Below are 19,137 nucleotides of genomic sequence, written 5' to 3'. Positions count from 1 at the left end.
TCGGCCAGCCGGATCGGCCGATCGCCTGCGGCAGACGTGAGAGGCTAAGCCCGTTTGGCCATCGATCCAACCCATGCCCCGTCGCACGGATCTGCGCCGCATCCTGCTGCTGGGCTCCGGACCGATCGTGATCGGCCAGGCCTGCGAATTCGACTATTCCGGCACCCAGGCCTGCAAAGCCCTGCGGGCCGAGGGATTCGAGGTGATTCTGATCAACTCGAATCCCGCCTCGATCATGACCGATCCGGAGATGGCGGATCGCACCTACATCGAGCCGCTCACCCCCGAGCTGGTGGCGCGGGTGATCGCGATCGAGCGCCCCGATGCGCTGCTGCCCACCATGGGCGGCCAGACCGCGCTCAACCTGGCGGTGGCGCTGGCCGAAAACGGCACCCTGGAGCGCTACGGCGTTGAACTGATCGGCGCCAACCTGGCCGCGATCCAGATGGCGGAAGACCGCCTCCTGTTCAAAGAAGCGATGGCGCGGATCGGCGTGGCGGTGTGTCCGTCCGGGATCGCCAAGAGCCTGGAGGAGGCCGAGCGGGTGGGGGAGGAGGTGGGCGGCTACCCCCGCATCATCCGGCCCGCCTTCACCCTCGGCGGCTCCGGCGGCGGCATCGCCTACAACCCCGAGGAATTCCGCGCCTTCTGCAAGAGCGGCCTGGGGGCCAGCCCCGTCTGCCAGATCCTGATCGAGCGCTCGCTGATCGGCTGGAAGGAGTTCGAGCTGGAGGTGATGCGCGATCTGGCCGACAACGTGGTGATCGTGTGCTCGATCGAGAACCTCGACCCGATGGGGGTGCACACCGGCGATTCGATCACCGTGGCGCCGGCCCAGACCCTCACCGACCGCGAATACCAGCGGCTGCGCGACCAGTCGATCGCGATCATCCGTGAAATCGGCGTGGAGACCGGCGGTAGCAACATCCAGTTCGCGATCAACCCCGCCAACGGCGATGTGGTGGTGATCGAGATGAACCCGCGGGTGAGCCGCTCCTCGGCGCTGGCCAGCAAGGCCACCGGCTTCCCGATCGCCAAGATCGCCGCCCGCCTGGCGGTGGGCTACACCCTCGACGAGATCCTCAACGACATCACCGGCGCCACACCGGCCTGCTTCGAGCCCACGATCGATTATGTGGTCACCAAGATCCCGCGCTTCGCCTTCGAGAAGTTCCGCGGCAGCCCGGCCGTGCTCACCACCTCGATGAAATCGGTGGGGGAGGCGATGGCGATCGGCCGCTGCTTCGAGGAATCGTTCCAGAAGGCCCTGCGCTCGCTCGAAACCGGCCATGCCGGCTGGGGCTGCGATCGCCCCGATCAGCCTCTGGAGTCGAGCGACCTGGAGCGGATGCTGCGCACCCCTTCGCCGGATCGCATCTTCGCGGTGCGCGCCGCGATGGTGGCGGGCCGCAGCAACGCCGAGATCCATCAGCTCAGCGCCATCGATCCCTGGTTCATCGCCAAGCTGCGGCGCCTGATCGAGGCCGAAGACCGCCTGCTGCGCGGACGGTCGCTCGATGCGCTCACGGCGGTGGATCTGCTGGAGCTGAAGCAGCTGGGCTTCTCCGACCGCCAGATCGCCTGGGCCAGCGGCTCAGACGAGCTCACGGTGCGGCGCCACCGGCAGGGCCTCGGCGTCAACGCCATCTTCAAGACCGTCGACACCTGCGCGGCTGAATTCGCTTCCACCACGCCTTACCACTACTCCACCTACGAGCGGCCGCTGGAGCGGATCAGCGCCGACGGCAGCCTGGCGCCGCTGCCACCGCAGGACGAGGTGCAGCCGGAAAACCGGCGCAAGGTGATGATCCTCGGCGGCGGGCCGAACCGGATCGGCCAGGGGATCGAGTTCGACTACTGCTGCTGCCACGCCTCCTTCGCCCTGCAGGGGGAAGGGTTCGCCACGGTGATGGTGAACAGCAATCCGGAAACCGTTTCCACCGACTACGACACCAGTGACCGCCTCTACTTCGAGCCGCTGACGCTGGAAGACGTGCTCAATGTGATCGAGGCCGAGCGGCCCGAAGGGGTGATCGTGCAGTTCGGCGGCCAGACGCCGTTGAAGCTGGCCCTGCCGCTGCGGCGCTGGCTGGCCACGCCGGAGGGCCTGGCCACCGGCACCCGTCTCTGGGGCACCTCCCCCGAATCGATCGATGCGGCCGAAGACCGCGAGCAGTTCGAGGCGATCCTGCGCCGCCTCGACATCCGCCAGCCGCGCAACGGCCTGGCGAGGACCGAGGCCGAAGCCAGGGCGGTTGCGGCGGCGGTGGGCTATCCCGTGGTGGTGCGCCCCAGCTACGTGCTCGGCGGCCGGGCGATGGAGGTGGTGTTCGATGAAGAGGAGCTCAACCGCTACATGGTGGAGGCGGTGCAGGTGGAGCCCGACCACCCGGTGCTGATCGACCAGTACCTCGAAAACGCCATCGAGGTGGATGTCGACGCCCTCTGCGATCGGGAGGGGCGGGTGGTGATCGGCGGCTTGATGGAGCACATCGAGCCGGCCGGCATTCACTCCGGCGATTCGGCCTGCTGCCTGCCAGCGGTGTCGCTGGGCGCCGAAGCCCTGGCCACGATCCGGCAGTGGACCCGGGAGCTGGCTCTGGCCCTGGAGGTGACGGGACTGATCAACCTGCAGTTCGCCGTGCAGAGCGACCCCGAGCAAGGAGAGCGGGTGTTCATCATCGAGGCCAATCCCCGCGCCTCCCGCACGGTGCCATTCGTGGCCAAGGCCACCGGTGTGCCGCTCGCCAAGATCGCCAGCCTGCTGATGGCCGGCCGCAGCCTCGCGGAGCTGGGGCTCACCACCGAGCCCCAACCGCCGCTGCAGAACGTCAAGGAAGCGGTGCTGCCGTTCAAGCGCTTTCCCGGCGCTGACACCCTGCTCGGTCCGGAGATGCGCTCCACCGGCGAGGTGATGGGCAGTGCCGCCAGCTTCGGGATGGCCTATGCCAAGGCGGAGATCGCCGCCGGCGAGGGGCTGCCCACCGGTGGCACGGTGTTCCTCTCCACCCACGACCGCGACAAGCCCTCCCTGCTGCCGGTGGCCAGGCGCCTGCATCAGCTGGGCTTTGCCCTGATCGCCACCACCGGCACCGCCGAAGCACTCCGGGCGGGCGGACTGGAGGTGGAGCCGATCCTCAAGGTGCACGAAGGCCGCCCCAACATCGAGGATGCGATCCGCACAGGCCTGATCCAGCTGATCATCAACACACCGATCGGCCGGCAGGCCGCCTTTGACGACAAGTACCTGCGCCGCGCCGCCCTCGACTACGCCGTGCCGACTGTGACCACCCTGGCCGGGGCCCGCGCGGCGGTGGAGGCGATCGCCACCCTGCAGAACCAGGAGCTCACCGTGGCGGCACTGCAGGACATCCACCCGGGGCTGGCTGAGTAGGCTGCGCAGATTGCCGCAGAAGCGTTTTGACCAGCACTGCCCCGACCAGCACCGCACCACTCAGCACCGCCCCGGTCGCCGCCGGCAGCGACCTGCGCGACCTGTTCCGCGCCGCCTACGAAAACCGCTACACCTGGGAGCCAGGCTTCGGCGGCTACCAGGGCCGCTGCGTCTGGGAGCAGGGGGACCGCCGGGTGGAGGGCAGCTTCACGGTGGGGGCCGACCTCAAGGCCAAGGTGGAGGGCATCGACGACGCCGAGATCACCAAGGCGATCGCCTCCCAGCTCTGGGAGGTGTGCATCCACCGGGTGCGGCGCAGCTTCGAGCAGACCCACGGCGAGAACACCTTCACCGCCGGCGACACCGACGCCGTGGGGGTGGAGGTGATCGTGGGCGGCAAGAACAGCGGTGATCGGTATCGGATCAAGAACGACGTGGTGACGATGGTGCACCGCCACATCCACGGCACGGTGGTGTCGATCTTCACCAAAGCCACCACCGACACCGGCGCCGGCTATCTCAGCCGCAGCTACACCAGCGCCTACAGCGATCCGGCCACCGGGGCGGCCAGAGGGGGCCTGAGCACCTTCACCGACACCTTCGTTCCCCTCGGCGAGGCGGGCCCCTGGGTGCTCAGCGAGCGGGTGGTCGAAACGGAAGCCGGCAGCAACGGCACCGAAACCCTGGAAGCGAGCCGCCAGACCTTCCGCTTCGAGCAGCTCGGCGCGCTCTGAGGCGACACAGCGGCATTCAGCCGCCTTCAGGAAGGGCTTCGATCTGCTTGAGCCGCTCATTGAGCTGGAAGGCCATCGACTGGCGACCGACGGCGAGCACCTTGAGGGTGTCTTCGTGGAAGCGCAGCTGGGCATCGGCCACCTGCATGCCCCGCACCAGCTCCTTCAGGTCATCGGGGAGGGCATTGAGGTCGTAGCGCCTGCCCTCGAAGGTGAGCACGGGGGGCAGGGAAGCGGCGTCGGTCAAGGCAGGGAACCACTGGGACAACCAACGTTACGGGCGAGCCGGCAGCTCCCCTCCGCTCAGGCCGCGACCCGGATCAACTGGCGGTCACAGAGATCTCGGTAGCGACCGGGTCGGGCCATCAGCTGGTCGTGGTTGCCCCTCTCGATGATGCGCCCGGCCTCCAGCACGAGGATCTGATCCGCCCCCTGCACCGTGGCCAGGCGATGGGCGATCACCAGCACCGTGCGGCCGGCCATCGCCTGGCTCAGCCCCCGTTGCACCGCCTCCTCGGATTCGGCGTCGAGGGCACTGGTGGCCTCATCGAGCAACAGCACCGCCGGGTTGCCCAGCACGGCGCGGGCGATGGCCAGCCGTTGAAGCTGGCCGCCGGAGAAATTGCTGCCCCGTTCCTCGATCCGCGCCGCATAGCCACCGGGCAACGCTTCGATGAAGCTGGCCGCATTGGCCAGCTGGGCCGCTTCACGCACCTGCTCCAGGCTGGCCGGGCGGCCGAAGCGGATCGCCTCTTCCACCGTGCCGGAGAACACACTGCTCTGCTGGGGCACCAGGGCCACTGCCCGGCGCAGATCGCGGGCCCGCAGGCCGGCCAGATCCTTGCCATCGAGCAGCACCTGGCCGCGCTGGGCGGTGTTGAACCGCAGCAGCAGGGAGAACAGGGTGCTCTTGCCGGCGCCCGAGGGACCCACCAGCGCCAGCAGCTGACCCGGTTTCGCGGTGAGCTCGAGGTTGCGGAGCACCGGCTGGCCGGGGTCGTAGCCGAACCAGACGCCATCGAGGCGCAACTCACCACGCACCGGCCCGAGCGGGCTGGCATCGGGATGGTCGGGGATCTCCATCGCCTCCGCCTCGATCTCCCTGAGGCGACGCAGGGAGGCCTGGCCCTGCTGGAACTCGTTGTAGTTGGTGGTGAGATGGGAGATCGGATCGATCAGCATCAGCAGGGCGGCCACATAGCTGCTGAAGCCGCGGCTGTCGAGCTCGCCGGCCTGGATGCGGGCCGCACCGATCAGCAGCACCGAGAGAATGCCCGCCGCTTCGATGAAGCCCACCACCGGATGCTGCAGCGCCAGCAGCCGGAGGGTGCGGTAGCGGGCACGGCGGTGCAGGTCGATCTCCTGCTCGAAACGCTCCTGCAACCAGGGTTCGGCGGCATAGGCGCGCACCAGCGGCAGGCCACTGATCGCCTCCCCCAGCAGGCCGGCCAGTTCGCTCACCTGCTTCTGGCTGCGCTCCGCCGCCCCCATCACCCGGGCGCCGAAGGCGCTCACCAGCACCGCCACAAGCGGCGCCAGCAGCAGGGTCGCCATCGACAGCTTCCAGTCAAGGAACACCATGTAGCCGAACACCGCCACCAGCTGCAGCAGGCTGGGAGTGGTGTCCTGGATCATCTTGTAGATCACCTCGCCGACGCGGTCGGCATCTTCGGTGAGGCGATAGGTGAGATCGCCGGCGGAAAGCTTCTCGAGGGCGCCGAACTCCAGTCGCTGCAGGCGGGCGAACAGCTGGCTGCGCAGGGCCTGGCTCACCTGCAGGGCCGGGGAGGCGAGCAGGGTGTCCTGGCCGAACTGGGCGAGCTTCTGCACCAGGAACACGGCCAGGGCCAGGCCGATCGCGCGCAGCACCTTGCTGAAATCACCGGCACCGATCGCCGGAATCAACTGCCCCGCCAGAGCAGCCAGCAGCGGCCAGCAGGCCACGAACACCAGCATGCAGGCCCCACCAGCCCACAGTCTGCGGCGGTGGGGCTGAAGCAGCGGCAGCAGACCACGGAAACCGGCCGAGGAGGGTGCGAGCATCGGCAGACCTTATCAGCGCTGCTGGGGCGCTTCCGGCGGCGATTCGATCCATGCGCCTCGATCAATTCCTCAAGTGGCAGGGCGTGGTGGCCACCGGTGGTGAGGCGAAGTTCCGGGTGCAGCAGGGGGAGGTGCGGGTGAACGGGGCGGTGGAGCGTCGGCGCGGGCTGCAGCTCTCAGCAGGCGACCGGGTGGAGCTGGGCGGCCACTCCCTCACGGTTCCTGCCGAGACCTAAGTTGGCTCTCGCTCCATCGGTAGGGATTCCTGTGCACAAAGCGGTGATCGCCGGCAACTGGAAGATGCACATGACCTGCGCCGAAGCACGGGCCTATGCCGCCGCGTTTCTGCCGCTGATCACCGACCTGCCGGATGACCGGGTGGTGGTGCTGGCCCCGCCGTTCACCTCGATCGAGGCCCTCGGCCTGGCGGTGGCCGGCAGCCCGGTGAAGCTCTCCAGTCAGAACGTGCACTGGGACGGCGGCGGTGCCTACACCGGCGAGATCTCCGCCTCGATGCTGCTGGAGCACGGCGTTACATACGCGATCGTGGGCCACAGCGAACCGCGCAAGTTCCACTGCGAGAGCGATGAGCAGATCAACCTGCGGGCCCGCAGCGCCCAGGCGGCCGGCCTGATCCCGATCGTGTGTGTGGGTGAAACCGACGCCCAGCACGAAGCGGGCGAAACCGAGCGGGTGATCCGCCGCCAGGTGGAGCAGAGCCTCGAGGATCTCGATCCCCACCACCTGGTGGTGGCCTACGAGCCGATCTGGGCGATCGGCACCGGCAAGACCTGCGGCGCCGAGGAGGCCAACCGGATCTGCGGCCTGATCCGCCGCTGGGTGGGCCACCCCGAAGTGGTGGTGCAGTACGGCGGTTCCGTCAAGCCCGAGAACATCGACCAGCTGATGGCCCAGAGCGACATCGACGGGGTGCTGGTGGGCGGCGCCTCGCTCGATCCAGCCGGCTTCGCCCGCATCGCCCAGTATCAGGTGCCGGTGGTGGCCTGAGGCCTGAACCCGATGGCCAGTGGCATGGGAAAATCGGCTGACATCCCGGCAGCACGGCCGTGATGCTCCCCTGGAGGGGTGGTCGAGTGGTTGATGGCTCTGGTCTTGAAAACCAGCGAGGTGAAAGCCTCCGCGGGTTCGAATCCCGCCCCCTCCGTTTTGCCCAGCTCAGCATTTGCTGCCGAGATCGCCCACGGATGGCTTCAGTGTGAACAAGGCTGGGTGTTCAGCGGGCAGCGCCCTCATCGCCCGGCAACCGGATCGAGCCGGATCAGTTCCCCGTTGTCCGCTGAATCCGTGAGCATGTAGAGCAGGCCATCGGGGCCCTGCCGCACATCGCGCACCCTTTCGCCGATAGGGATCACCTGTTCCGCCAGCACCGTTCCTGAGGCATCGAGGCTGATCCGGCGCAGGTCCCGCGATACCAGTCCGCCGGCAAACAGATTCCCCCGCCAGCCCTGGTAGCGGTCGCCGCTGTAGACCGCCAGCCCGGAGGGCGCGATGGCTGGGGTCCAGACCCGGCGGGGATCGATCAGCCCTGCTGCCGACTGGGCCGGCGCGATCGGCCCCCCGCCGTACTCCCGGCTGTGGGTGACCCGGGGCCAGCCGTAGTTCCCGCCCGCTTCCACCAGGTTCAGTTCGTCACCGCCCAGGGAGCCGTGCTCGCTCACCCAGACCCGGCCGGTGCCGGGGTCGTGGGCGAGCCCTTGCACATTGCGGTGGCCATAGCTCCACACCTTCGGAGCGACGCCAGGGCCGGAGGGGAAGGGATTGCCGGGGGCCGGCGCCCCGTCGGAGCGGATCCGCAGCACCTTGCCCAGGGCGCTGGAGCGGTTCTGGGCCTGCAGGCGAATCAGTTGTCCATCCAGTTGCACCGGTGGGTTACCCCCATCCCCGATCGACACCAGCAGACTCCGATCGGGAAGCCAGAGCAGGCGGGAGCCGAAATGCTGGCCGCCTGCCTTGCTCTGGGGCACGGCCGCGATCACCTGAAGATCCCTCAGCGCCCGGCCGTCGAACCGGGCCCGCGCCACCCGGGTGCCGTTGGCTTCGATCGTGCCGGCGGCATAGCTCAGATAGAGAAAGCGATTGCGCTCGAAATCAGGATCGAGAGCCACATCCAGCAGCCCGCCCTGTCCGATGGCCAGCACGGGCGGCAGGCCGGCGATCGGGGTGGGGTCGAGCACTCCGCCGCGCACGATCCGCAGCCGGCCCGGCCGCTCGGTGATCAGCAGGGCCCCGTCCGGCAGCCAGGCCATTCCCCAGGGGTGCTCCAATCCCCCCACAACGGCCTTCAGGGTCACCGGCGCAACGTCGTCGCTGGCGGCGCAACCCAGGGCGGGAACCAGCAGAACCAGGAGCATCCCGAGCCAGCGGCCCATGGGGTTGGATCGGTTCAAAGGTCGGCAGGGGGCCGTGTCTCCTCTCCATGATGGTCCCCAGCCGCCAGTCCCTGGCGCTGGCCTGCGAGCGGACCCCATGAGCTTCTTCGTCAAACTCGCCGAGGTGATGGCCAGCCGCCAGTCGCTGCTGATCACGGGGCTGGATCCCAACCCGGAGATGCTGCAGACCTGGAGCCGGCATCACCCGGGCAGCGGCTCCTTCCTCGCCCAGGCCCGCCGCTGGATCAAGGCGGTGATCGAGGCAACTGTCGAGAACGTCTGCGCCTACAAGCCCAGCCTCGGCTTCTACCAGGCGCTCGGCCCGATCGGCATCGAGCTGCTGCATGAGGTGCGGGAGCTGGTGCCGCTGGATGTCCCGCTGATCCTCGATGCGAAGCACAGCGATCTGAACACCTCCTCGGCCCTGGCCCACTACGTGTTCGCCGAGCTGGGTGTCGATGCGATCACCCTCTCGCCCCTGCCCGGCCAGGACATCGTCGCCCCCTTCCTGCTCTACCCCGACCGGGCCGTGGTGGTGTCCTGCCACAGCTCCAACGCCGCCTCGCGCCTGTTTCAGCACCACCCGGACGCCAGCGATCCGCTCTACCTGAAGATCGTGCGCGAATGCCAGCTCTGGGGAACGGCCGAGCAACTGCTGCTCGAAGTGGGCACCAGCGATCCGGTCGTGCTGGCCCGGGTGCGCCAGGCGGCACCGCAGCGATTTGTGATCCTGCGCAGCCTCTGGGAGGAGGAGGAGCGGCTGGAGACCCTGCTCCAGGCCGGCCTCACCGCCTCGGCCGATGGTCTGCTTCTCCCCCTGCCCCAGCACCTGCTGGTGGAGGAGGGCATGGAACAGGGCACCCTCGAGCTGCGCCTGCAGATCGAGGCGATGCGGCACCGCCTTGAAGACCGCAGTGAAAATCAGTGCGCCCTCTGGTTACCAGCGCCCGAACCGCTGCCTTCGGCCGATCCCCTCGCCGAGCTGATCCTGGCCCTGTTCGATCTGGGTTGCCTGCTCTTCGGTGATTACGTCCAGGCCTCCGGTGCCATCTTCAACTACTACATCGATCTGCGCCAGATCATCTCCAATCCCAACGTCTTCCACCAGGTGCTGCATGCCTACGCCGGCCAGATGGAGGGGTTGATCTTCCAGCGCATCGCCGGCATCCCCTATGGATCCCTGCCCACCGCCACCGGTCTGTCCCTGCAGCTGCACACCCCGCTGATCTACCCCCGCAAGGAGGTGAAGGCCCACGGCGCCCGCCGCCTGATCGAGGGGGATTTCAACGAAGGGGAAACAGCTGTGGTGGTGGACGACATCCTGATCACCGGGGGCAGCGTGCTCGATGGCATCGCCAAGCTCGAATCCTCGGGCCTGAAGGTGCGCGATGTGGTGGTGCTGATCGACCACGGCGGTGATGCGATCGAGCGCCTGGCCCGCTCGGGCTACCGCTGCCATCCGGTGCTCAGCATCAGCCGGATCATCGCCGTGCTCCATGCGGCCGGACGCCTCAGCGACAGCCAGGCCTCCCTGCTCGGCGCTGGCCAGTCGTCAGGCCGGGCCCGCTAGGCGCCAGGCCAGGGTTTCACCCGCCTGGAAGGGCACAAGCTGCTCAGCGCCGACGCCGATCGTCTGCGGCACCAGCTGCGGCTGCCGCACCAGCTCCACCGTGCCGGTGTTGAGCGGCAGGCCGTAGAAGCGGGGGCCGAACTCCGAGGCAAAGCCCTCCAGACGCTCCAGGGCCCCCTCCTGGTCGAACACCTGGGCGTAGCTCTCCAGCGCATGGGGGGCGTTGTAGATCCCGGCGCAGCCGCAGGCCGACTCCTTGGCGCCGCGCGGGTGGGGGGCTGAATCGGTGCCGAGGAAGAACTTCGGGTTGCCGGAGGTGGCGGCCCAGCGCAGAGCCAGCCGGTGCAGTTCCCGCTTCGCCACCGGCAGGCAATAGGCGTGAGGCCGCAGCCCCCCCTGGAACATCGCGTTGCGGTTGATCTGCAGATGGTGGGGGGTGATCGTGGCGGCCAGATTGGCGCCGGCACCCTGCACGAAGGCCACGGCATCGGCCGTGGTGATGTGCTCCAGCACCATCTTCAGGCCAGGGAACCGCGCCAGCAGGCCGACGAGATGGCGCTCCAGGAACACCGCTTCGCGATCGAAGATGTCGACCTCCGGATCACTCACCTCGCCGTGAATCAGCAACGGCATGCCGATCCGCTCCATGATGGCAAGCACCGGCGCGATCCGCTCCAGATCGCTCACCCCGGCGGCTGAATTGGTGGTGGCGTGGGCCGGGTAGAGCTTGGCGGCCGTGAACACACCGGCGGCGAAGCCCCGCTCCAGTTCAGCCGGTTCGATCCGGTCGGTGAGATAGGCCGTCATCAGCGGGGTGAAGCTGGCCGCGGCCCGATCGCCCAGGGCCGCGAGGATCCGCTGCCGATAGGCCGCGGCCGCCGCCACCGTGGTGATCGGTGGATCCAGGTTGGGCATCACGATCGCCCGCGCGAACAGCCTCGCGGTCGCGCCCGCCACACTGCGCAGCAGATCACCGTCGCGCAGGTGCACATGCCAGTCGTCGGGGCTGCGCAGGATCAGACCGTCAGGGCGGGCCGGCATCGGGGTCAGCCCTGGAGCGCTTCCTGGCCCGGCACCCGCAGGGGCCTGCGGTGCGGCTGGTTGCCGAAGTGCTCCCGGGCGATCGCCAGCAGCCCCTCGTCGCTGAGTCCGCCGTCATCAACGGTGACCACCCCGACGATCCGATCGAGCAGATCAGGCCGGTGGCTGTGGAGGTAGTGGAGAAGAACCTGGCGCAGATCACTGCTGCCGGTGCCATGGCCCAGCAGCAGCACGGTATCGGCCCCGGTCATCGCCTCGCTGATCCGGGCCAGGTAGTCACTGTCAAGGGGGGCCCGCTGGCCGGCGATGTCGCGATCATGGCGGTGGGAGAGATTCTCGCCCGAGCCCCAGAGCCCATGGGGTTTCAGGGCCGCATGCTCCACCTCATCGCCCTCGAGCCGAAACACATCCGTGCGGCTGTGGTCGAGATGAAGCACCAGGCGATGGCTCTGATCACCTCGGGGGGAATCGGGCTCGGCCTCCTCATGCCCAGGCGACACCCCGGCTTCCTCTAGAAAGTGACGGACCCTGAGAACCGCGTCGCCATCAAGGTCGGGCTGCTTGAGGCCGCTGCCACTGTGAATCCAGGTTTCGCCTCCCTGGGGGAATCGGAGCCGCAGGCGCCGGCCATCCAGCTCCTGAACCTCGGCCCCCAGGCTGCGCAGCAGGGCCTCCACCTGCGACACCCTCACCCCATGGCTGAGGGGATGGGCGAACAGGGCGCGCAGGGTGGTCTTGTGGTGCTTCTTCAACGGATGCTCCGATTCCATCATCCAGGCTAAGAATCCCGCTGATCGGTCGGCAGGGCCCGTCACGAAGCAAGACGATCGCGACGGTGGGCGTTGTGACGGGCGCCGGGCGGTTCCAACTGGCAAACTGCGCCCACCTGAGGCCACCGTTCATGGTTCGTCTGCGTCGCCTGCTCGCTTCCTCCCCCCTGCTGCTGGCCCTGGCCATCGGTGGCTGCGCCGATGAGAGCGGCGGTGGTGGTGTGCAGAGCGAGAAGATGAACACGATCCGCAGCCGCGGCAAGCTGGTCTGCGGGGTGGACGGCAAGCTGCCGGGCTTCAGCTTCCTCGGCCCCGATGGCAGCTACAGCGGCCTCGACGCCGACACCTGCCGGGCCGTGGCGGCAGCCCTGTTCGGCGATCCCGCCAAGGTGGAGTACCGCGATCTGAACTCCTCCGAGCGCTTCGCCGCCCTGGCCAGTGGCGAGGTGGACATGCTGGCCCGCAACACCACCATGACCCTCAGCCGCGATTCGGCCGGCGGCAACGGCATTTCCTTCGGTCCCACCACCTTCTTTGACGGCCAGGGCCTGATGGCGCCGGTGGCCAGCGGCATCAGGACCCTCAAGGATCTGGCCGGCAAGCCGATCTGCGTGGAGAGCGGCACCACCACCGAGCTCAACCTGGCCGATCGCATGCGCGAGCAGGGCATCGCCTACACGCCGCTCAAGTTCCAGACCGGCGACCAGACCTATGCCGCCTACCTGGGCGGCCGTTGCGTGGCCGTGACCAGCGACCGCTCCCAGCTCGCCGCCAAGCGCAGCAGCTTCCCGGATCCCGCTGCCCATGTGCTGCTGCCGGAAGTGATGAGCAAGGAGCCGCTCACCCCGGCCAGCGTCAACGGTGATCCGGCCTGGTCCGATGCGATCCGCTGGACTGTCTTCGCCCTCTTCCAGGCCGAGGAACTCGGCATCACCAAGGCGAACGTGGCCGCCAAGCTGGCCGAAGCCAAGGCCAACCCCAATCAGGCCGATCTGCGCCGCTTCCTCGGCGTGGAGGGCGACTTCGGCAAGCAACTCGGTCTGCCCGCCGATTTCGTCGTCAAGGTGGTCGGCGCCGTGGGCAACTACGGCGAGGTCTTCGAGCGCAATGTGGGCACGGGTTCTCCCCTCAGGCTGGAGCGGGCCGAGAACCGCCAGTGGAACAAGGGCGGCCTGATCTATTCACCCCCCTTCCGCTGAACGGGCCCCTGCCTTGACCCCTGAACCCCGAGCGATTCCCTGGTGGCGCGACAGGCGCGTCGTTCCCTGGCTTGTCCAGGGCGGCGTCGGTCTGGTGGTGCTGGTGGTGATCGCCCTGCTGCTGGGCAACCTGGTGCGCAATCTCACCGCAGCTGGCCTGCTGCTCAGCTGGCGCTGGCTGGGGCAGCCGGCCAGCTTCGATGTGGCCGAAAGCCTGATCCCCTTCGATGCCGCGATGCCCTACTGGCGGGCCCTGCTGGTGGGCCTGGTCAACAGCCTGCGGGCGATCCTGGTCGGCCTGGTCGGCGCCACCCTGCTGGGAACGGCCGTCGGCATGGCCGCCTACAGCGGCAACGGCCTGGTGCGGCGGCTGGGGAGGGTCTACGTGGAGCTGATCCGCAACATCCCTTTGCTGCTGCAGCTGCTGTTCTGGTATTTCGTGGTGTTCCTCTCCTTCCGCAACGGCACCGAAGCGCTGCAGCTGCCGGGCGTGGTGCTGGCCAAATCAGGGCTCTACCTGGCCTGGTTCGCCGAAGGCTGGCGCTGGCAGGGGCCCGAGCTGGTCAATGGGGTGTGGCAGGCGCCCTGGCGCTTCTCGGTGGAGTTCGCCGCCCTGCTCACCGGCCTGATCACCTACACCGGCGCCTTCGTGGCCGAGGTGGTGCGCGGCGGCATCGCGGCGGTGCCCAAAGGCCAGTGGGAAGCGGCCACATCACTGGGGCTGCACTGGGGAGCCAGCATGCGGAGGGTGGTGCTGCCCCAGGCCCTGCCGGTGATCATTCCGGGCCTGAACAGCCAGTACATCTCCCTGGCCAAGAACTCCGCCCTGGCGGTGGCGGTGGGCTACGCCGATCTCTATTCCGTGGCTGAGACCACCCTCAACCAGACGGGCCGCGCCCTTGAAGTGTTCCTGCTGCTGCTCGGCGCCTACCTGGTGATCGACCTGGTCATCTCCCTGCTGATGAATGGTCTCAACCAGCTCGTGCAGATCCGCGAACGATGAAGGCAGCCGACTCCCTGCTGGCCTCCCTGCGCCGCGAACTGTTCGCCAGCCGCTCCGACGGGGTGATCAGTGTCGGCCTGCTGGTGCTGATCGGCGCGGCGGTGGCCGGCCTGCTGCGCTGGGCCTTCGGCCAGGCCCAGTGGGTGGTGATCCAGGCCAACACCACCCTGTTTGCCCTGGGCCGCTATCCCCTGGAGCAGCAATGGCGGATCTGGCTGCTGGTGGCCCTGCTGGCGATGGCCACCGGGCTGAGCTGGGGGCTGCTGCGGGCCAACCCCCGGGCCGACCGCAGCGGCGTGCTCTGGCCCGGCAACGACCGGATCGCCGTGGCGGTGCTGGCCTTCCTTGCCGCCTGGGGGCCCGCCGCCCTGGGGCTCGCCCTCCCACTGCAGCTGCGCTGGTGGGCGATCACCGCCCTGCTGCTGATCCTGCGCTGGGCCTCGGGGCGCTGGGGCCGCCGGCTGCCGGCCGGGCTGCTGCGCTGGGTGCCGCTGATCTGGCCCCTGCTCTACCTGCTGGGCATGGTGCTGATCAGTGGCGGACTGGGGCTGATCCAGGTGCCGCCTTCCGAATGGGGCGGGCTGCTGCTCACGGTGCTGATGGCCAGCTTCGCGATCCTGGCCAGCTTTCCGATCGGCGTGCTGATGGCCCTGGGACGGCGCAGCGAACTGCCCCTGCTGCGCTGGGGCTCGGTTCTGTACATCGAATTCATCCGCGGCGCCCCGCTGATCACCCTGCTGTTCCTCGGCCAGAACATCCTCGGCTTCCTGCTGCCCGGCGGCCTGGCCCCTGATCGGGTCTGGCGGGCGGCCTGGGTGCTCACCTTCTTCTGTGGCGCCTACGTGGCCGAGGCGGTGCGGGCCGGGCTGGCCTCCGTGCCGGGTGGTCAGCAGGAAGCGGCCCGCTCGCTCGGGCTGAGCGTGCCACAGGCCCTGCAGCATGTGGTGCTGCCCCAGGCCCTGCGCATCGCCCTGCCCGCCACCGTGGGGCAATTCATCTCCCTGCTGCAGGACACCACCCTGCTGTCGTTGATCGGCCTGCTCGAACTGCTCGGCACGGCCCGCACCGTGATGGCCAATCCCGAGTTCCTCGGCAAGAACGCCGAGGTGTATCTCACCCTGGCTGTGCTGTTCTGGTGCTGCTGTGCCGCCCTGGGGCTCGGCAGCAGGGCCCTCGAACGCCGCCTCGATCCCTCCAACACCCCCGCCTGAGCCATGACCGCCAGCCAGCTGATGATCGAAGCCCGTGGCGTCGAGAAGTGGTACCCCAACGGCTTCCATGCCCTGCGGGGGGTGGACCTGAGCGTGAGCAAGGGCGAGGTGGTGGTGATCATGGGGCCATCGGGTTCCGGTAAAAGCACCTTCATCCGCACCTTCAACGCCCTGGAGGAGTTCCAGGCCGGCTCGATCAGCGTGGACGGGATCGCCCTCTCCAACGACCTGCGCAACATCGATGCGATCCGCTGCGAAACCGGCATGGTGTTTCAGCAGTTCAACCTCTTCCCACACCTCACCGTGCTGCAGAACCTCTGCCTGGCGCCGGTGCTGGTCCGCAAGCGGCGCCGCGCCGAGGTGGAGCGCCAGGCGATGGCGCTGCTGGAGCGGGTCGGCATCGCCGAGCAGGCCGCCAAGTATCCCGGCCAGCTCTCCGGTGGCCAGCAGCAGCGGGTGGCGATCGCCCGTTCCCTCTGCATGGAGCCCCGCATCCTGCTGTTCGATGAGCCCACCAGCGCCCTCGACCCCGAGATGGTGGGAGAAGTGCTGGAGGTGATGAAGGCCCTCGCCGCCGATGGCATGACCATGGTGGTGGTGACCCACGAGATGGGCTTCGCGCGGGAGGTGGCCCACCGGGTGGTGCTGATGTCGGAGGGAAGGATCGTGGAGGAGGCGCCGCCGGAGATCTTCTTCACCAACCCCCAGCACGAACGCAGCCGCCAGTTCCTCGCCCAGATTCTCTGAGCCGGTCTCAGCCGACGGCTCCGGCGCTCGGGGTCAAGCTCCCTGTCGAGCTCCCTGTCGAGATCCCTGGAGGGGTGCTCCGCTCCAGCTGCTCCAGATAGCCCCGCACCACCTGCTCCACCGGTTTCCCCTCCAGATCCACCGCGGCGTTGAGCTGCCGCATGGTCGCCGCATCGAGGCGGCCACTGAGCTGCTCGATCGCCGGGGCCAGCGCGGGATGGCGCCGCAGGCTCTCCCCGTTGAACACCGGCACCGCCTGGTAGGGGGGGAAGTAATGGCGGTCGTCGCGCAGCGGCTGCAGCCCCAGGCTGTTGATCAGGCCGTTGGTGGAATCGCCGGCGATCAGATCGACCTGGCCCTCAGCCAGGGCGCGGTAGGTGAGGCCCAGGTCCATCGAGGCGGGTCTGGCGGCAAAGCGCAGCCCGTAGGCGCGGACCAGGCCGGCGTAGCCGTCGGGGCGGTTGAGGAACTCATAGCCGAAGCCCGCCCGCCACCGGGGGCTGTGGGGTGCGGCATCGGAAATCGTGCGCAGCTGCCACTGCTTCGCCGTGTCCTGACGCACCAGGATCGCAAAGGTGTTCTCGAAGCCCAGGGACGGGAACATGGTGAGATCGAAGCGCTGCCGATAGAGGCGCCGGGCCCGCTCCCACACCGCCTGGGCGTTGCGCAGGGGGGGTTGCCGCAGGATCGTCGTCCAGGCGGTGCCGGTGTACTCCACGTAGCCATCGATGCGGCCGCTGCGCACGGCCTCCTGGCAGATGGCGGTGCCGCCCAGGCTGAACTGCCGCTTCACCCGCAGGGCGCTGTGGCGCTCGATCTGCTGGGCCAGCAGTTCCCCCAGCAGGATCTGCTCGGTGAAACTCTTCGAGCCGATCGTGATCGTCTGCTGGCGGGGCGCTCCGGCGGTGAACGGCCCCAGTTGCAGGGCCGCCGTGCTGGCAAGCGTGATCAGCAGGCCCCCGAGCGCGGCAACCAGCAGCAGCGGGCGCCGCCGCGGTGACCACCCCTGCAGGCGACCGATCGCCGCATCGGCCAGCAACGCCATCAGGGCGGCCGGAATCGCCCCCGCCAGGATCAGGCCGTTGTTCACCGTGGCGATGCCGCGGAAGATGAACACCCCCAGCCCGCCGCCGCCGATGGCCGCCGCGATCGTGGCCACCCCCACGCTGATCACCGTGGCCACCCGGATTCCAGCCACGATCACCGGCAGGGCCAGGGGCAGCTCCACATGGCGCAGCACCTGGGCGTCGGTCAGGCCGAGGGCACGGCCCGCCTCCCGCAGGCCGGGGGGCACCCCGTCCAGGCCGGTCACGGTGGCCCGCAGCAGCGGCAGCAGCGCATAGAGCACCAGGGCCACCACGGCGGGCACCGGTCCGATTCCACCCAGCAGCGGCACGGTGATCAGCAGGCCGAACACCGCCAGGCTGGGGATGGTCTGAATGGTGTTCGCCAGGGCCAGCACCGGCGCCGACCAGCGCCGATGGCCATGGATCCAGAGGCCAGCCGGCAGGCTGATCGCCAGGGCCAGCGCCATGGCGATCGCCACCAGCAGCCCGTGCTCACCGCTGCGTTGCAGGATTTCAGCGATCAGCTCCCGGCTGGGTAAGGCCATCGACCAGGGCAGGCTGGCGCCTTTCAGCTTTGCAGGGGGCTGGTGAGCAGCCCCACCAGGGCGGCGGCGGCGATCAGGCGCAGCACCGGCCAGCGCCTGGCGATCAGCAGCCAGGCGGCCAGCACGATCAGGGCCAGCGCCAGCGGATCGAAGCGCCCGCCCATTCCCTGGGGCCAGAGCACATGGCCGGCGAAGAACACCGCCAGGTTGGCGATCACCCCCACCACCGCTGCGGTGATCGCCGTGAGTGGCCCACTGAGGCGGATGTCCCCACGGCTGGCCTCCACCAGCGGCCCCCCGGCCAGGATGAACAGGAACGATGGCAGGAAGGTGAACCAGGTGACCGTGAGTGCCGCCAGCACCGCCAGCGGCAGGGGGTTGGCGCTGGCGGTGTTCCAGCCGCCCATGAAGCCCACGAAGGTCACCACCATGATCAGCGGCCCCGGCGTGGTTTCACCCAGGGCCAGCCCGTCGATCATCTGCGTGGCGCCCAGCCACTGGTGCTGCTCCACCGCCCCCTGGGCCACGTAGGGCAGCACGGCATAGGCACCACCGAAACTGAGCAGGGCCACCCGGCTGAAGAAGCGGGCCATGGTGGCGAGCAGCCCATCCCAGCCGCCGAAGCTGCTGAGCGCCGCCAGCGGCAGCGCCAGCGCCAGCAGTCCGGCCAGCAGGATCAGCGCCAGCCGGCGGCGGTCGAAGCGGGCGTGCTCTGGTGTTGGGGTGGTGTCGCCATGGAGGGGGGGCAACTCCGGCACCTCCGGCTGGGCGCCGGCATCGAGGGGCCCGCTGCCATGGCCGCCGCCGCCGGGGGGAGAGAACAACCGGGGGCGCCAGCGGCCGCCGAGCCAACCGGCCAGGGCCGCCGCAGCGATGATCAGCGGAAAGGGCAGCCGCAACAGGGTGAGGCCGGCAAAGGCCAGCAGCGCCAGCAGCAGCAGCGCCTTGTTATGGAGAGTGCGACGGCCCAGCCGCCAGGCCGCCTGGATCACGATCGCCGTCACGGCAGGCTTGAGCGCCCAGAACACCGACACCAGCAGCGGCAGCTGGCCCCAGCTGGCGTAGATCGCCGAGAGCAGGATCAGCAGCAGCAACGAGGGCAGGATGAACAGGCTTCCCGCCACCAGGCCGCCGGGGATGCCGTGCATCAGCCAGCCGATGTAGGTGGCCAGCTGCTGCGCTTCCGGCCCCGGCAGCACCATGGCGTAGTTGAGCGCATGCAGGAACCGCCGCTCCGAGAGCCAGCGGCGCCGTTCCACCACCTCGCTGTGCATCAGCGCCACCTGGCCGGCGGGCCCGCCGAAACTGATCAGCCCCAGCTCCAGCCAGTAGCGGGCGGCCGCGCGGAAGGAAACGGTGGTGGGCCCTGGCGGCGGCTGGGGTGACGGCCCGAGCGCCGATCTGGCAAGGGTCATGGTCAGGC

The 19,137-nt window shown here is 68.9% G+C and carries 16 protein-coding genes and 1 tRNA gene; 10 read left to right on the top strand and 7 right to left on the bottom strand.

Annotated features, from left to right (window positions below):
- Positions 1–73: 73 nt before the first annotated feature.
- Positions 74–3,394 (top strand): carbamoyl-phosphate synthase large subunit, encoded by a 3,321-nt coding sequence (gene carB / locus KQ307_RS03210; RefSeq protein ID WP_259726915.1) that lies wholly within the window; start codon positions 74–76, stop codon positions 3,392–3,394.
- A 26-nt stretch (positions 3,395–3,420) separates the two neighbouring features.
- On the top strand, positions 3,421–4,128 hold the full coding sequence (locus KQ307_RS03205; protein WP_259703029.1) for a DUF3386 domain-containing protein: 708 nt from the start codon (positions 3,421–3,423) through the stop codon (positions 4,126–4,128).
- 16 nt (positions 4,129–4,144) lie between these two features.
- On the opposite strand, the gene KQ307_RS03200 is transcribed toward KQ307_RS03205, so the two are convergent.
- Together KQ307_RS03200 and KQ307_RS03195 are read right to left on the bottom strand one after the other, a co-directional pair.
- Positions 4,145–4,375 (bottom strand): DUF6447 family protein, encoded by a 231-nt coding sequence (locus KQ307_RS03200; RefSeq protein WP_259703030.1) that lies wholly within the window; start codon positions 4,373–4,375, stop codon positions 4,145–4,147.
- Positions 4,376–4,431: 56 nt separating this feature from the next.
- On the bottom strand, positions 4,432–6,171 hold the full coding sequence (locus KQ307_RS03195; protein WP_259726914.1) for an ABC transporter ATP-binding protein: 1,740 nt from the start codon (positions 6,169–6,171) through the stop codon (positions 4,432–4,434).
- Between the two features lie 50 nt (positions 6,172–6,221).
- Between KQ307_RS03195 and KQ307_RS03190 the strand changes: the two genes are divergently transcribed.
- The 3 genes from KQ307_RS03190 to KQ307_RS03180 all read left to right on the top strand — a co-directional run bounded on the left by KQ307_RS03190 (position 6,222) and on the right by KQ307_RS03180 (position 7,336).
- On the top strand, positions 6,222–6,407 hold the full coding sequence (locus tag KQ307_RS03190; RefSeq protein WP_259703032.1) for an RNA-binding S4 domain-containing protein: 186 nt from the start codon (positions 6,222–6,224) through the stop codon (positions 6,405–6,407).
- A gap of 31 nt (positions 6,408–6,438) precedes the next feature.
- Positions 6,439–7,179, top strand: coding sequence for a triose-phosphate isomerase (gene tpiA, locus KQ307_RS03185; protein ID WP_259703037.1), 741 nt, complete (start codon positions 6,439–6,441; stop codon positions 7,177–7,179).
- Between the two features lie 72 nt (positions 7,180–7,251).
- Positions 7,252–7,336 (top strand) — tRNA-Ser (locus tag KQ307_RS03180).
- An 85-nt stretch (positions 7,337–7,421) separates the two neighbouring features.
- Here KQ307_RS03180 and KQ307_RS03175 read toward each other — a convergent pair.
- Complete coding sequence (locus KQ307_RS03175) at positions 7,422–8,543, bottom strand: PQQ-dependent sugar dehydrogenase (protein WP_259726913.1); 1,122 nt, start codon at positions 8,541–8,543, stop codon at positions 7,422–7,424.
- Positions 8,544–8,658: 115 nt separating this feature from the next.
- Here KQ307_RS03175 and KQ307_RS03170 point away from each other — a divergent pair, with 115 nt between their 5' ends.
- Entirely contained in the window at positions 8,659–10,131 is a 1,473-nt protein-coding gene (locus tag KQ307_RS03170; RefSeq protein WP_259726912.1) for a bifunctional orotidine-5'-phosphate decarboxylase/orotate phosphoribosyltransferase, read from the top strand.
- Here the strand turns inward: KQ307_RS03170 and pyrC are convergent.
- Positions 10,114–11,172, bottom strand: a complete 1,059-nt coding sequence (gene pyrC / locus KQ307_RS03165; protein ID WP_259726911.1) for a dihydroorotase — start codon at positions 11,170–11,172, stop codon at positions 10,114–10,116. The genes KQ307_RS03170 and pyrC overlap by 18 nt on opposite strands.
- A 5-nt stretch (positions 11,173–11,177) precedes the next feature.
- Complete coding sequence (locus KQ307_RS03160; protein ID WP_259726910.1) at positions 11,178–11,942, bottom strand: hypothetical protein; 765 nt, start codon at positions 11,940–11,942, stop codon at positions 11,178–11,180.
- Between the two features lie 131 nt (positions 11,943–12,073).
- Here KQ307_RS03160 and KQ307_RS03155 point away from each other — a divergent pair, with 131 nt between their 5' ends.
- From KQ307_RS03155 to KQ307_RS03140, 4 genes are read left to right on the top strand one after another with little or no spacing between them, the layout of a single operon-like run.
- Entirely contained in the window at positions 12,074–13,141 is a 1,068-nt protein-coding gene (locus KQ307_RS03155) for an amino acid ABC transporter substrate-binding protein (RefSeq protein WP_259702483.1), read from the top strand.
- 13 nt (positions 13,142–13,154) lie between these two features.
- Positions 13,155–14,144: an ABC transporter permease subunit gene (locus tag KQ307_RS03150; protein ID WP_259702484.1), complete on the top strand. Its 990-nt coding sequence runs from the start codon at positions 13,155–13,157 to the stop codon at positions 14,142–14,144.
- On the top strand, positions 14,141–15,355 hold the full coding sequence (locus KQ307_RS03145; RefSeq protein ID WP_259702485.1) for an amino acid ABC transporter permease: 1,215 nt from the start codon (positions 14,141–14,143) through the stop codon (positions 15,353–15,355). Before KQ307_RS03150 ends, KQ307_RS03145 begins: the two co-directional genes overlap by 4 nt.
- Before the next feature lie 3 nt (positions 15,356–15,358).
- On the top strand, positions 15,359–16,102 hold the full coding sequence (locus KQ307_RS03140) for an amino acid ABC transporter ATP-binding protein (protein WP_311133727.1): 744 nt from the start codon (positions 15,359–15,361) through the stop codon (positions 16,100–16,102).
- 7 nt (positions 16,103–16,109) lie between these two features.
- On the opposite strand, the gene KQ307_RS03135 is transcribed toward KQ307_RS03140, so the two are convergent.
- Together KQ307_RS03135 and chrA are read right to left on the bottom strand one after the other, a co-directional pair.
- Positions 16,110–17,714: a glycine betaine ABC transporter substrate-binding protein gene (locus KQ307_RS03135; protein WP_259726909.1), complete on the bottom strand. Its 1,605-nt coding sequence runs from the start codon at positions 17,712–17,714 to the stop codon at positions 16,110–16,112.
- A gap of 23 nt (positions 17,715–17,737) precedes the next feature.
- Positions 17,738–19,129 (bottom strand): chromate efflux transporter, encoded by a 1,392-nt coding sequence (chrA, locus tag KQ307_RS03130; RefSeq protein ID WP_259726908.1) that lies wholly within the window; start codon positions 19,127–19,129, stop codon positions 17,738–17,740.
- Between the last annotated feature and the right edge of the window lie 8 nt (positions 19,130–19,137).

Source organism: Synechococcus sp. CS-1326 (assembly GCF_025128115.1).
Classification (GTDB): Bacteria; Cyanobacteriota; Cyanobacteriia; order PCC-6307; family Cyanobiaceae; genus Regnicoccus.
The sequence above is the reverse complement of the archived record's forward strand: the minus strand, read 5'-3'. Positions and strand labels throughout refer to the sequence as shown.

Excerpts from the sequence above, each read along its gene's own strand:
- carB (WP_259726915.1), top strand. The coding sequence starts at position 74 with ATGCCCCGTCGCACGGATCTGCGCCGCATCCTGCTGCTGGGCTCCGGA.
- KQ307_RS03195 (WP_259726914.1), bottom strand. The coding sequence starts at position 6,171 with ATGCTCGCACCCTCCTCGGCCGGTTTCCGTGGTCTGCTGCCGCTGCTT.
- KQ307_RS03190 (WP_259703032.1), top strand. The coding sequence starts at position 6,222 with ATGCGCCTCGATCAATTCCTCAAGTGGCAGGGCGTGGTGGCCACCGGT.
- KQ307_RS03175 (WP_259726913.1), bottom strand. The coding sequence starts at position 8,543 with ATGCTCCTGGTTCTGCTGGTTCCCGCCCTGGGTTGCGCCGCCAGCGAC.
- KQ307_RS03170 (WP_259726912.1), top strand. The coding sequence starts at position 8,659 with ATGAGCTTCTTCGTCAAACTCGCCGAGGTGATGGCCAGCCGCCAGTCG.
- pyrC (WP_259726911.1), bottom strand. The coding sequence starts at position 11,172 with ATGCCGGCCCGCCCTGACGGTCTGATCCTGCGCAGCCCCGACGACTGG.
- KQ307_RS03160 (WP_259726910.1), bottom strand. The coding sequence starts at position 11,942 with ATGGAATCGGAGCATCCGTTGAAGAAGCACCACAAGACCACCCTGCGC.
- KQ307_RS03155 (WP_259702483.1), top strand. The coding sequence starts at position 12,074 with ATGGTTCGTCTGCGTCGCCTGCTCGCTTCCTCCCCCCTGCTGCTGGCC.
- KQ307_RS03145 (WP_259702485.1), top strand. The coding sequence starts at position 14,141 with ATGAAGGCAGCCGACTCCCTGCTGGCCTCCCTGCGCCGCGAACTGTTC.
- KQ307_RS03140 (WP_311133727.1), top strand. The coding sequence starts at position 15,359 with ATGACCGCCAGCCAGCTGATGATCGAAGCCCGTGGCGTCGAGAAGTGG.
- KQ307_RS03135 (WP_259726909.1), bottom strand. The coding sequence starts at position 17,714 with ATGGCCTTACCCAGCCGGGAGCTGATCGCTGAAATCCTGCAACGCAGC.
- chrA (WP_259726908.1), bottom strand. The coding sequence starts at position 19,129 with ATGACCCTTGCCAGATCGGCGCTCGGGCCGTCACCCCAGCCGCCGCCA.